Here is a 12,289-nt window from a genome sequence, read left to right on the forward strand (position 1 = left end):
CGGGGCAGATCCGGACATTCGGAGACAGGCGAGGCACGGAGGTTGCGATGCGGGCGCGGTTCGGGATGGTTGGTTTTCTGGCATTGCTGGTCTGCGGGGGCGCGGGCGCGGCGCTGGCCGAGGGGCCGGAGGATGAGCGGCTGCACAGTTGCGAGACATCCTTGCAGGGGGTGCGCACCGAGATCAACTATGTTCAGGATGCGGCCTATTTCGCCAATGTCGGGCGGATCGAGCATCGTTTCTCGCGTTTCGGCAAGGTGTCCTGTCCGGGCTATGTCACGCTGCGCGAGATCCTGCGGCGCAACGGGATGGAGGATGATGGCAGCTACTGCGTGTTGTGGGATCGGCAGGGCGACACCTATGTCGGCGCGCAGGTCGGCCATCGCCGGGCCAATGCGGTTTGCGGCGCGAGTTTTTGCGAGCGGGTGAATACCACCAAGGCCGCCGCCCTGCAGGGTGGCAAGGCCGCGACGGCCGCCGGATTCGAGGCGGTGCAGCAGCGTCCCGGTGCGGCGCTGCTGAGCGTCGCAACCGGCGATATGGCGGGCAAGATCGAGGGGGCGGGGGCTGTTGTCAGCGGTCTTGCCAGTTCTCCGGTCGGGGTTGGGGCGGTGCTGGTCGGTGCGGCGGCGACCGGGGGGGCGCTGTGGTATTGCGCCGAGGGGCCAGAGGCCAATTCCATCGCGGACGAGCCCTTGCCCGCGCCGGAGCCCTATGTCCCGCGTGCCGAGGATTTCCCAGAGGGGACGATGCTGCCTTCGGGGGCGGGGCAGGATGATGTCGTCTGGTCGTCGACCCTGCCGCCGATGGCAGAGGGTGAGGCGGCAAGGGATACGCCTGTTCAGGACGGCCCGGCTGTGGATGTGCCTGTCACGGATGTTGCGCCCGCCGAATAGCTGTGGCGGGCGGGCAACCACCCGTGCGTCGCATCTGACCGCGACCTTGCTCTGCGGGCCGTGGCTGGTTAGGTTCGCGTAAAGGACGACCTTTCCATCATGGTTCAAGGTCCGGGACGGCCCGGCATTTGTGCGGAGCACATCATGGCCTGGGTCTATCTGTTCATTGCCGGTCTGCTGGAAATCCTCTGGGCGTTTTCGATGAAGAAATCGCAGGGCTTCAGCCTGCCTGGGCCGACGGTTGTCACATTGGTCGCGATGGCGGCCAGTTTTGGTTTGCTGGCCGTCGCGATGCGCAGCCTGCCGCTGGGCACGGCCTATACGATCTGGACGGGAATCGGTGCGGTTGGCGCCTTTGTGATCGGGATTGCCGTTCTGGGGGAGCCTGTCGGGCCGATGCGCATTGCGGCGGCGGCGCTGATCGTTTCGGGGATCGTGATGATGAAGCTGTCGGCCTGATGCCGGACGGATGCTGCGACGCAACGTCATTTGCCGTCGCAGCCAGCCCCGGCAGGGTCGCTTGCCCGGAAAGGCGCGGCATCCGTGCCGAAGTTTTCGGCATTATTCGTCTAATTGGTTGATTTTGCGTGGTGTGAATGGCCCGGAAAGGCCGTTCACCCTTGGGAAACCTGTATCGGCCTTTGGTATTGGGTCTTGCCATAGGGTGTTTTCCATGGACCAATTCCCCCTGTCAGCCGGGTGGGAGAGCCGGCGCGGCATTTGGGAGCAGGAAAGCGACGGGCTGGAAAGCCCGCTCCCACATGTCGGTGAATGATATGATCAGGGAGAAAATCATGCGCAAGATTCTGATGTCCGCGACCTGTCTGGGCGCGCTGTCGGTCCCGGCTATGGCCGAGGTTTCCGATGGTGTGGTCAAGATCGGCATCCTGAACGACCAGTCAGGGGTCTATGCGGATTTCGGTGGGAAATATTCGGTCGCCGCGGCGGAGATGGCGGTCGAGGATTTCGGCGGCAAGGTGCTGGATGCGCCGGTTCAGGTCATCAACGCAGACCACCAGAACAAGCCCGACGTGGCATCGAATATCGCGCGCCAGTGGTATGACACCGAACAGGTCGATGCGATCATGGAACTGACCACCTCGTCGGTCGGTCTGGCCGTGCAGGCGCTGAGCCTGGAAAAGAAGAAGATCACCATCAACACCGGCGCGGCGACGACCGAGCTGACCGGCCCGGCCTGCACGCCCTTTGGCTTTCACTGGGCCTATGACACCCATGCGCTGGCCGTGGGCACGGGCGGCGCGATCGTCGATCAGGGCGGCGACAGCTGGTTTTTCCTGACTGCGGACTATGCCTTTGGCTATGCGCTGGAAGGTTCGACCTCGGAAGTCGTGACGGCCAAGGGCGGCACGGTCGCGGGCTCGGTCCGGCACCCGCTGGCGACGACGGATTTTTCGTCCTTTCTGCTGCAGGCGCAAAGCTCGGGGGCGAAGGTGATCGGTCTGGCGAATGCCGGGCTGGATACGCAGAACTCGATCAAGCAGGCGGCGGAATTCGGGATCGTGACAAGCGGCCAGCGTCTGGCGGCGCTGCTGTTCACCCTGGCCGAGGTGCATGGTCTGGGTCTTGATGTCGCGCAGGGGCTGACCCTGACCGAAAGCTTTTACTGGGATCGCAACGACGAATCGCGCGAATTCGCCACCCGCTTCAAGGAGCGGACGGGCATGATGCCGAACATGAACCATGCGGGCACCTATTCGGCGGTCATGTCCTACCTGAAAGCCATCGAAGCCGCAGGCACCGATGAGACCGAAGCCGTCGCGGCCAAGCTGCATGAACTGCCGGTCAGCGATGCCTTTACCCAGACCGGCAAGGTCGGGCCGAACGGCCGCCTGATTTCGGATGTCTATCTGTTCGAGGTCAAATCCCCGGACGAAAGCACGGGCGAGTTCGACTATTACAAGCTGCTGGCGACGATTCCGGGCGATCAGGCCTATGCCGACCCAGCCCAAAGCGGTTGCCCGCTGGTCCAATAAGCGCCGACAGACGCGCTGGAAAACCCGGCGGAGGGCGCAGCTTTCCGCCGGTAAAAAGAAACGAAAACAACAGGTCAGGTCAATAATATGACAATCCACTTTGTCCATGCGAAGGGGCGCATCGCCGCATGTGTCGCGGGGGTGACGGGATGAGCGCGTCACCCGTCATGGCACAGCCCGCGCCCTCTGATCAGGCGGGTGCCCCCGTCGTTCTGACGGCGCGCGGTCTGGGGCGCGACTTTCACGGATTTACCGCCGTCAGCAATGTCGATCTGGATGTGCGCCACGCGCAGATCCATGCGCTGATCGGGCCGAATGGCGCGGGCAAGACGACGGTGTTCAACCTGCTGACCAAGTTCCTGCAACCGACGCGCGGACAGATCGAACTGCTGGGCACCGATATCACCCGGATGAAGCCCGAGGCGGTGGCGCGGATGGGGCTGGTGCGCAGCTTTCAGATCTCGGCCGTGTTTCCCAATCTGACGGTGCTGGAAAACGTCCGCGTGGCCTTGCAGCGCCCCGACAATCTGGCGACGCAGTTCTGGCTGCCGATGGGGGTGCTGGACCGGTTGAACGACCACGCCGACAGCTTTATCGACAGGCTGGGGCTGGCGGAATATCGCGACACGCGGGCGGGCGATCTGTCCTATGGCCGCAAGCGGGTGCTGGAAATCGCAACGACTCTGGCGCTGGACCCCAAGGTGCTGCTGCTGGACGAACCGATGGCCGGGATGGGGCAGGAAGACGTCCAGATGGTCGCCGCGATCATCCGCGATGTTGCCCGCGAAAGGGCGGTTCTGATGGTGGAACACAATCTCAGCGTCGTGGCCGATATCTGCGACCATGTCACCGTCCTGCAGCGCGGCGAGATTCTGGCGCAGGGCGATTACGACACGGTCGCCGCCGATCCGCGCGTGCGCACGGCCTATATGGGGACCGAAGACTGATGGCGGCATTACTGGACGTATCCGATCTGCACGCCTGGTATGGCGAAAGCCATATCCTGCATGGCGTGAACATGCATGTTCAACAGGGCGAAACGATCTGCATCCTTGGCCGCAACGGCATGGGCAAGACGACGACCCTGCGCACGATCATGGGCATCCTGCGCAAGCGCAAGGGCCGGATCGGCTTTGACGGGCGCGACCTGATGCGCATGTCGCTGCATGCGACGGCCCGCGCGGGCCTGGGCTTCGTGCCTGAAGAACGCGGGATTTTCGCGACGCTGTCGGTCGAGGAAAACCTGCTGCTGCCGCCCAAGGTCGCCGATGGCGGGATGAGCCTTGATGAAATCTATGACCTGTTCCCCAACCTCAGGGAGCGCCGCAGCAGTGCGGGCACCAAGCTGTCGGGGGGCGAACAGCAGATGCTGGCGATGGCCCGCATCCTGCGCACCGGCGCGCGTTGCCTGCTGCTGGACGAACCGACCGAAGGGCTGGCCCCGGTCATCATCCAGCGCATCGGCGAGGTTCTGGCCGAACTGAAGAAACGCGGCATGACCGTGGTGCTGGTCGAACAGAATTTCCGCTTTGCCTCGAAGGTCGCGGACCGGTTCTACCTGATGGATCACGGCCAGATGGTCGCGGAATTCCCGGTGGGCGAACTGGCGGCGAATATGGCGATGCTCAATGAACAACTGGGGGTCTAGGACATGACCATGATCTTTGGCGTCCCGTTGCAGGCGCTGCTGGGTCAGCTCATGCTGGGGCTGATCAACGGGTCTTTCTATGCGCTGCTCAGCCTTGGGCTGGCGGTGATCTTTGGCCTTTTGCGGGTCATCAACTTTGCCCATGGCGCGCAGTTCATGCTGGGCGCGTTCACCGCGCTGCTGCTGGCGAAACATCTGGGCATCGGCTATTGGTTCGCGCTGGTGCTGGTGCCGCTGCTGGTCGGGCTGTTCGGCGTCATCATCGAACGCACCATGCTGTCGCGGCTTTACAAGCTGGACCACCTGTATGGGCTGCTGTTCACCTTTGGCCTTGCCCTGACGATCGAGGGCACGTTCCGCTATTTCTTCGGCAGTTCGGGCCTGCCCTATTCGGCGCCCGCCGCGCTGCAATCGCCGCCGGTCAATCTGGGCTTCATGGTGCTGCCGCGCTATCGGGCATGGGTGATCGTGGCATCGCTGATCGTCTGTCTGGCGACATGGGTGCTGATCGAAAAAACGAAACTGGGCGCCTATCTGCGTGCGGCGACCGAAAATCCGACGCTGGTTCAGGCCTTTGGCGTGAACGTGCCGCTGCTGCTGACGCTGACCTATGGTTTCGGCGTGGCGCTGGCCGCGCTGGCCGGGGTGCTGGCCGCGCCGGTCTATCAGGTCTCGCCCTTGATGGGGTCGAACCTGATCATCGTGGTGTTCGCGGTGGTGGTCGTCGGCGGCATGGGCTCGATCATGGGGGCCATCGTCACCGGCTATGCGCTTGGTCTGGCCGAGGGGCTGACCAAGGTGTTCTACCCCGAGGCCTCGAATATCGTGATTTTCGTCATCATGGCGATTGTCCTGATCCTGCGGCCCGCGGGCCTTTTCGGAAAGGAGGCCTGAGATGGCGCATCCCACATCCGGCCCCGCGGCGGGGCCGCAGATCCGCGAAATCCGCAGCGCCGGCACGATCCGCATGGCGATCCCGCTGGTCGCGCTGGCGGCGGCGCTGATCGCGCCCTTCTGGTTCTATCCGATCTTCGTGATGAAATTCCTGTGCTTTGCGCTGTTCGCGGCGGCCTTCAACCTGCTGCTCGGCTATACGGGTCTGCTGTCCTTCGGCCATGCGGCGTTTTTCGGGGGCGGGGCCTATTTCACCGCCCATGTCGTCAAGATCTGGGGGCTGACGCCCGAACTGGGCCTGATCGTCGGCACGCTTGGCGCGGCGGCTCTGGGGCTGGTCATCGGCGCCATCGCCTTGCGGCGCAGCGGGATCTATTTCACCATGATCACGCTGGCCTTGGCGCAGATGTTCTATTTCTTCTGCCTGCAGGCGCCGTTCACGCATGGCGAGGACGGCCTGCAGCTTGGCCCGCGTGGCCATCTGTTCGGCGTCATCGACCTGGGCCAGGCGATGAATCTCTATTACTTCGTGCTGGCGGTCGTGCTGATCGGGATGTTCGTGATCTGGCGTTTCGTGAATTCGCCCTTCGGCATGATCCTGCGTTCGATCCGGGACAACGAACAGCGGGCGATTTCGCTTGGCTATTCGGTGCAGGCCTACAAGCTGGGCGCCTTCGTCATGTCGGCGGCGCTGTCGGGACTGGCAGGCGGGTTGAAGGCGCTGGTCTTTCAACTGGCGACGCTGACCGATGTCGCATGGCAGATGTCGGGCGAGGTCGTGCTGATGACCCTGATCGGCGGCATCGGCACGCAGGCGGGGCCGGTGGTGGGTTCCGGCGTGTTCATCGCGCTGCAAAACAACCTTGCCACCTCGGATTTTCCGGTGACGATCATCATGGGCGTCGTCTTCATGGTCTGCGTGCTGGTGTTTCGCCGGGGCATCGTGGGGAATTCTTTGCCTCGCGCATCGGGCGGGCGCTTGGGCTGAAATCCGACAGCTGAAAGGCGCGGGGGCGGGTGCGCTCCCGTTCCATGAACGCGAACACCGCATCCGCGCCATTGCCCTTTGCACCCCCGCGCCGGACCGGCCACATTGGGGCATGACAAGGAAAGGCAGGTCATGGGACTTTTGATCGACGGGCAATGGCGCGACCAGTGGTATGACACCGACAGCACCGGCGGGCGTTTTCAACGCAGCCAGTCGTCATGGCGCAACTGGATCACGCCCGACGGCAGCGCAGGCCCAAGCGGGCAGGGCGGCTTCAAGGCAGAGGCCGGGCGCTATCACCTTTATGTCAGCCATGCCTGCCCCTGGGCGCATCGCACGCTGATCTTTCGCGCGATCAAGGGCTTGCAGGATCTGATCACGGTATCCGCCGTCCATCCGCTGATGCTGGCGGATGGCTGGACCTTCGCGCGCGATTTTCCCGGCGCGACCGGGGATGCGCTGTTCGACGCGCCGTTTCTGCGCGACATCTATCTGCGCGCCGATCCCCACGCGACGGGCCGGGTGACGGTGCCGGTCTTGTGGGACAGGCAGACCGATACCATCGTGTCCAACGAAAGCGCGGAAATCATCCGCATGTTCAATTCGGCCTTTGACGGGCTGACCGGCAACCGTGCTGATTACCGGCCTGTGGATCTGCGCGATCAGATCGAGGCGCTGAACACCCGCATCTATGACACGATCAACAACGGAGTCTACAAGGCCGGTTTCGCGACGACCCAAGCGGCTTATGACGAGGCTGTGGGGCCGCTGTTCGACAGTCTGGACTGGCTGGACGACCTGCTGACAAACCAGCGCTACCTGACCGGCGCGCGCGTGACCGAGGCCGATTGGCGCCTGTTCACCACGCTTTTGCGCTTTGACCCGGTTTACCACACGCATTTCAAATGCAACCGCCGCTGGCTGCGCGAATATCCGGCGCTTTGGGCCTTTACGCGCGAGCTTTTCCAATGGCCGGGCGTGGCGGATACGGTGCATTTCGACCATATCGTGACGCATTATTACGGCAGCCACCGCAACATCAATCCCTGTGGCATCATCCCGATCAACCCCCTGATCGACTGGCATGAGCCGCATGGGCGAGAGCACCTGAAAGGCGCCTGATGACCACCGGCATCCATCACGTCACCCTGATTACCCGCAAGGTGCAGGCCAATGTCGATTTCTATATGGGCTTTCTGGGCCTGCGCCTGATCAAGCAGACCGGCGGTTATGAGGACGCCGAACAGTTGCACCTGTTTTACGGCGACAGGCTTGGCAGCCCCGGATCGCTCATCAGCTTTCTGGTGTGGGAGGATGGGGCGCCCGGCCGCACGGGTCACGGTCAGGTCAGCGAAGTCGCCTTTGCCGTGCCCCCGGACAGCATCGGCGAGTGGCTGACCCGCGCGATGACCGCCCGCATCAAGGTCGAAGGACCGACCCATGAATTCGGCGAAACCGTGCTGCGCCTGCGCGATCCGGACGGGGTGATCGTCAAGCTGGTCGGCGTCGATCTGCCCGGCCCCGCGCCGCTGCCCGATCCGATTGCGCCGACGCGCATCCGGGGCGTCACCATCCTGACCGAAACCCCGGAACGCACCGCCGATTTCATCGCGACATTCGGCTATGCGGGCGATGAGGTGCAGGGGAACACGCGCCGGATGCGCTCGGACACTGATATCGTCGATGTCCGCAATGGCGCGGGGTTTGTGCCCTCGATCCCCGGCACGGGCGTTTTCGACCATGTGGCGTTTCGGGCACCCGATGTCGAGGCGGTGCGCCGGATGCGCATCGCGCTGAAGGGCGCGGTCGATATCACCAATGTTCATGACCGCAAATATTTCCTGTCGCTTTACGTCCGCGACCCCGGCAATACGCTGATCGAATATGCGACCGACGGGCCGGGCTTTACCGTGGACGAAGACGCGGACCATCTGGGCGAAACCCTGTTCATCCCGCCCGGTAACAGCGCAAGGGCGCAGGACCTGCGCGTCATGCTGCCCCAGTTTTCGCGACCCGGCGCGGAACGGATGCCGCAGCGCGACCTGCATTTCACCCATCGCTTTCACACGCCCGCCGACCCGGACGGCAGCGTGATCGTGCTGCTGCACGGCAGCGGCCGGAACGAGGCCGACATGATGCCGATGGCCCATCACATCGCGCCCCGCGCGACCCTGCTGGGGGTGCGGGGGCGTTCCACCGAAGAAGGCCATCCGCGCTGGTTCCGCCGCTATTCCGACATGGAATTCGATCAGGCCGATATCCGGTCCGAGGCAGCGGCCTTTGCCGATTTCCTGCAAGATGCGATCCGCGCCTATGGGCTGGACGCAGACCGGCTGGGGGTGCTGGGCTATTCCAACGGCGCGAATTTCGCCGCCGCGCTGATGGCGCTGCATCCCGGCCTGATCCGCCGCGCGATCCTGCTGCGCGCATTGGCCGCGCTGGATGATCTGCCCGCGGTGGATCTGTCCGGGACGGATGTGTTGCTGCTGACCGGCGCCACCGACCCCTATACCAAGGGCACGCCGCGTCTGCGGGACTGGCTGGTCGCCAGCGGCGCGCAGGTCGAACCGCATGAATTGACCGCAGGTCACGGCCCGACCCCGCAGGACGAGGCGCTGGCCCGCGACTGGCTGGCGCATGAAATGCCGAAACTCGCATGAAAAAGCCCCCCGAAGAACGGTCTTCGGGGGGCTGATCTTTAATCTAGCGGTTTCAAGCCCGCCTCGATCTGCTGGCGGCGCGATTCCAGAAAGGGCGGCAGGGACAGCCGTTCGCCCAGGGATTCCAGCGGCTCATCGACGGCGAAACCGGGACCGTCGGTCGCGATCTCGAACAGGTTGCCGCCCGGTTCGCGGAAATAGAGCGAGCGGAAATAGTAACGCTCGACCTCGCCCGAGGACGGGATGCGAAACTCGGCCAGCCGCTGCGCCCATTGATGGATCGCGGGCACATCCGGGGTGCGGAAGGCGACGTGATGGACCGCGCCCGCGCCTTGTCGCGCGACCGGCAGGCCGGGCTGGACCGCGACATGCAGCTCGGCCGCCGGGCCGCCGTCGCCCATTTCAAAGACGTGGACCTGACCCTCGCCATCGGGGCTGGCATAGTCGCGGGTCCTGCGCATGTTCAGCACGCGGGACAGCACGGCTTCGGTCGGGGCCAGATCGGGGACCGAGATGGTGATCGGCCCAAGCCCCCGGATCTGATGCGCCGCCGGGACCGGGCTGCGGTCCCAGGGATGCACCTCGCCCGGCTGATCGGCGGTCAGGCGCAGGCGCTGGCCTTCGGGATCTTCGAAATCCAGCGTGGCGCGACCGTCCAGCGTGGTGATGCGCCCGCGCGTCAGCCCCTGATCGGCCAGCCGCGCCGCCCAGAAATCCAGGCTGTCCCCGGCCACGCGCAAGCCCGTGCGGCTGATCGAATGCGTCCCGCGACGTTCCCGCGCCACCGGCCAGTCGAAAAAGGTGATATCGGTGCCCGGTGTCGCCTGTCCGTCGGCATAGAACAGGTGATAGGCGCTGGTGTCGTCACTGAGTTCACGGTCTTCTTGACCAGCCGCAGCCCAAGCGTATCGGTGTAGAACCGCTTGTTTCCCGGCGCATCGGCGGTGATTGCGGTCAAATGGTGGATGCCTGTGAGGTCCATCATATCCTCCTGTCTGTGGTGTCGGGATGGATATCGGTGCCCCGGCGTTCCGTCGCCAGAGCGGCCCTGCCGGAACCGGTGTTCTGGAATTGCGAACGGCGGCGGCGATGCTATGGTCTGGTCATGCGCTATACGCTGGATGAGCTTGACGCCTTTCTGACCGTGATGGAACTGGGCACGGTGACCGCCGCCGCCAGCCGGTTGAACATGTCGAAATCCGTGATCAGCAAGCGGATCAGCGATCTGGAATGCACGCTTGGCACGGCGCTGTTCCGGCGCAACGCGGGCCGGATCGCCCCGACCGAGGCGGCGCTGCGCCTGACCGAACGCCTGCGCCCGGCGCTGACCGAACTGCGCGCCGCGACCGAAACGGCCGCGCTGGAGGGCAGCGCCGAAACCTCGCTGCGCGGCCGCCTGTCGATCGCCGCCCCGATGAGCTTTGGCGTCATGTATCTGGGCCCGATCCTTGCCAGCTTTGCCGCGGCCAACCCCGAACTGGAACTGCGCATCGACTATGACGACCGCGCCCGCGATCTGGTGCAGGACGGGATCGACGTGTCGATCCGCATCGGCGCGATCCGCGATTCCGCGCTGATCGCCCGCAAGATCTGCGAGGATCGCAGCGTCCCCTGCGCCAGCCCCGATTACATCGCCCGGCATGGCACGCCGCGCGATCTGGACGATCTGCACAACCATCAGGTCATCGCCTACAGCCACCTTGCCAATGCGCGGCTGTGGGAATTCGGGCAGGAGACACGCCCGGTCCTGACCCCGGTGCGCAGCCGAATTTCCCTGAACAACGGCGAGGCGATCCGCGATTTCGCCGTCGCAGGTCTGGGGCTGGCGATCGTGCCCGGTTTCATCGTCGCAAAAGAGCTTGCCTCGGGGCGGCTGGTGCGTGTCCTGCCCGAAATCGCAAGCAAGACCGTTCCGATTTGCGCGGTCTGGCCGCCCGTCACCCCCATGCCGCTGAAGCTGCGCGCCTTTGTCGACCATCTGGTCCGGGCCTTTGCCGATGGTCCGCCTTGGCAGGATCATCCTGTTGATCGCACCCTTTAAGCGGGATTTTCCGGGCGCGAATTCCCGTCGCGAATCAATCGGGCATCCGATCTTTGGCGCCATGCTGTCGTTTTTCGATCTGAGATGTCGGAAATTGCGGCATATGGATAAATGTGGGCGCTAACTTTTATATTCCGCGCCGACCGTTGCGCTCAAGGAGCGGTCGGTTCAGGTATCATCAATGTTCCGGCGCGTCATTCCCCGTAAGTGGGTGATGTGAAAATAATTAACACTGTGAATTTTAACGGGTTTCCTGTTGCGCTCCCGACAGATTTATTGTGTGTTCCGCAGCGGGGTTTCTGCTGTTGGTTGAGTTGGTGGTCATTCGATCTTCTCGGATCGTCGGGCGGATTGAAACGAATGTTCTGTTAAATATGATATGATTTCAGTGCAATAGAATTGAACAGTTGTTTTTGCACATCGTTTTTCCGCGTAAACTGGTCGTGATTATTCAATCCTAGGCTGCGGTCTAAAAAACAGACCCTTTTACCGGATGGACAGAAATGGCTTTCCCTTAAATCCGTCTTATGGTTCTTTGACAATGTGAGGGCAAATCGCCACCCCGAGGATAATGAGTTAGTGGCGTTAAGAGATTTTGTGGTGACGCTGCTCTCACACCCGTTTCAATCCGTGTATTGTTTCTGATCGAAACGGGGCCTTGTGCCGCCAGCCATCAGTTTCGCTAATCGGTGCCGCGGCGCGGCTGACATGTCCGGCCTGTGCCGGGCAGCGCTATCTGGTGGCGCGGGGATTGGCAGCCGATCGTCGTGTCGTTCAGGGATGGCCCGGGCCAATCGGTGACCTGCATCCCCGAAACCAGGATGCCGCATTTGTCCAGCACACGGAAACCGTGCTGGCAATGATGACCGGGCCCAGAGGTCGAACGAAAGTGTCCCATTTTTGCCCCCGTTAGACACGGCAGGACAAAACCGTCTGATATGTTTCTGATTTTGTTTGGATAAAAACAGAAGTGGCAGCCCGTAGGAGAGTCGAACCCCTCTTTTCAGGTTGAAAACCTGACGTCCTAACCGATAGACGAACGGGCCACATTCTTGTTCCGCTCGAGGCCTTGGCTGCGCGGCGTGGAGCGGTGTTTAGGCCAGCACTCGGGGGGGTGCAAGAGGAAAAATCACTTTCGAGGTGAAATTCATTCGCACGCCCCAAAACC

10 protein-coding genes, 1 tRNA gene and 1 pseudogene are annotated in these 12,289 nt (G+C 63.2%); 10 read left to right on the forward strand and 2 right to left on the reverse strand.

What is annotated here, in order from left to right:
• Positions 1 to 47: 47 nt before the first annotated feature.
• The 9 genes and pseudogenes from PE067_RS07325 to PE067_RS07365 all read left to right on the forward strand — a co-directional run bounded on the left by PE067_RS07325 (position 48) and on the right by PE067_RS07365 (position 9,080).
• On the forward strand, positions 48 to 896 hold the full coding sequence (locus PE067_RS07325) for a hypothetical protein (RefSeq protein WP_276188525.1): 849 nt from the start codon (positions 48 to 50) through the stop codon (positions 894 to 896).
• 144 nt (positions 897 to 1,040) lie between these two features.
• The gene (locus PE067_RS07330; RefSeq protein WP_276188526.1) at positions 1,041 to 1,355 is read left to right on the forward strand and encodes a multidrug efflux SMR transporter; all 315 of its coding nucleotides are present in this window, start codon (positions 1,041 to 1,043) and stop codon (positions 1,353 to 1,355) included.
• A 335-nt stretch (positions 1,356 to 1,690) separates the two neighbouring features.
• Entirely contained in the window at positions 1,691 to 2,890 is a 1,200-nt protein-coding gene (locus tag PE067_RS07335) for an ABC transporter substrate-binding protein (RefSeq protein WP_276188527.1), read from the forward strand.
• A gap of 149 nt (positions 2,891 to 3,039) precedes the next feature.
• Positions 3,040 to 3,837, forward strand: coding sequence for an ABC transporter ATP-binding protein (locus tag PE067_RS07340; protein WP_276188528.1), 798 nt, complete (start codon positions 3,040 to 3,042; stop codon positions 3,835 to 3,837).
• The gene (locus PE067_RS07345) at positions 3,837 to 4,538 is read left to right on the forward strand and encodes an ABC transporter ATP-binding protein (RefSeq protein WP_276188529.1); all 702 of its coding nucleotides are present in this window, start codon (positions 3,837 to 3,839) and stop codon (positions 4,536 to 4,538) included. Before PE067_RS07340 ends, PE067_RS07345 begins: the two co-directional genes overlap by 1 nt.
• Before the next feature lie 3 nt (positions 4,539 to 4,541).
• Positions 4,542 to 5,432, forward strand: coding sequence for a branched-chain amino acid ABC transporter permease (locus tag PE067_RS07350; RefSeq protein ID WP_276188530.1), 891 nt, complete (start codon positions 4,542 to 4,544; stop codon positions 5,430 to 5,432).
• A 1-nt stretch (position 5,433) separates the two neighbouring features.
• Positions 5,434 to 6,434: pseudogene (locus tag PE067_RS07355) on the forward strand (branched-chain amino acid ABC transporter permease).
• 118 nt (positions 6,435 to 6,552) lie between these two features.
• Positions 6,553 to 7,542 (forward strand): glutathione S-transferase family protein, encoded by a 990-nt coding sequence (locus tag PE067_RS07360; RefSeq protein WP_276188532.1) that lies wholly within the window; start codon positions 6,553 to 6,555, stop codon positions 7,540 to 7,542.
• The gene (locus PE067_RS07365) at positions 7,542 to 9,080 is read left to right on the forward strand and encodes a VOC family protein (protein ID WP_276188533.1); all 1,539 of its coding nucleotides are present in this window, start codon (positions 7,542 to 7,544) and stop codon (positions 9,078 to 9,080) included. Before PE067_RS07360 ends, PE067_RS07365 begins: the two co-directional genes overlap by 1 nt.
• Positions 9,081 to 9,118: 38 nt before the next feature.
• Here PE067_RS07365 and PE067_RS07370 read toward each other — a convergent pair whose 3' ends face one another.
• Entirely contained in the window at positions 9,119 to 9,814 is a 696-nt protein-coding gene (locus PE067_RS07370) for a ring-cleaving dioxygenase (protein WP_276188534.1), read from the reverse strand.
• Between the two features lie 284 nt (positions 9,815 to 10,098).
• Here PE067_RS07370 and PE067_RS07380 point away from each other — a divergent pair, with 284 nt between their 5' ends.
• Positions 10,099 to 11,121 carry a LysR family transcriptional regulator gene (locus PE067_RS07380; protein WP_346429666.1) on the forward strand — a complete coding sequence of 341 codons (1,023 nt, stop codon included), beginning with the start codon at positions 10,099 to 10,101 and terminating at the stop codon, positions 11,119 to 11,121.
• 971 nt (positions 11,122 to 12,092) lie between these two features.
• Here PE067_RS07380 and PE067_RS07385 read toward each other — a convergent pair.
• Positions 12,093 to 12,167: transfer RNA gene (locus PE067_RS07385), tRNA-Glu, on the reverse strand.
• Positions 12,168 to 12,289 lie beyond the last annotated feature (122 nt).

The organism is Paracoccus sp. DMF-8, assembly GCF_029309835.1.
In the GTDB taxonomy this organism is placed as follows: Bacteria; Pseudomonadota; Alphaproteobacteria; order Rhodobacterales; family Rhodobacteraceae; genus Paracoccus.

Excerpts from the sequence above, each read along its gene's own strand:
- PE067_RS07325 (WP_276188525.1), top strand. The coding sequence starts at position 48 with ATGCGGGCGCGGTTCGGGATGGTTGGTTTTCTGGCATTGCTGGTCTGC.
- PE067_RS07330 (WP_276188526.1), top strand. The coding sequence starts at position 1,041 with ATGGCCTGGGTCTATCTGTTCATTGCCGGTCTGCTGGAAATCCTCTGG.
- PE067_RS07335 (WP_276188527.1), top strand. The coding sequence starts at position 1,691 with ATGCGCAAGATTCTGATGTCCGCGACCTGTCTGGGCGCGCTGTCGGTC.
- PE067_RS07340 (WP_276188528.1), top strand. The coding sequence starts at position 3,040 with ATGAGCGCGTCACCCGTCATGGCACAGCCCGCGCCCTCTGATCAGGCG.
- PE067_RS07345 (WP_276188529.1), top strand. The coding sequence starts at position 3,837 with ATGGCGGCATTACTGGACGTATCCGATCTGCACGCCTGGTATGGCGAA.
- PE067_RS07350 (WP_276188530.1), top strand. The coding sequence starts at position 4,542 with ATGACCATGATCTTTGGCGTCCCGTTGCAGGCGCTGCTGGGTCAGCTC.
- PE067_RS07360 (WP_276188532.1), top strand. The coding sequence starts at position 6,553 with ATGGGACTTTTGATCGACGGGCAATGGCGCGACCAGTGGTATGACACC.
- PE067_RS07365 (WP_276188533.1), top strand. The coding sequence starts at position 7,542 with ATGACCACCGGCATCCATCACGTCACCCTGATTACCCGCAAGGTGCAG.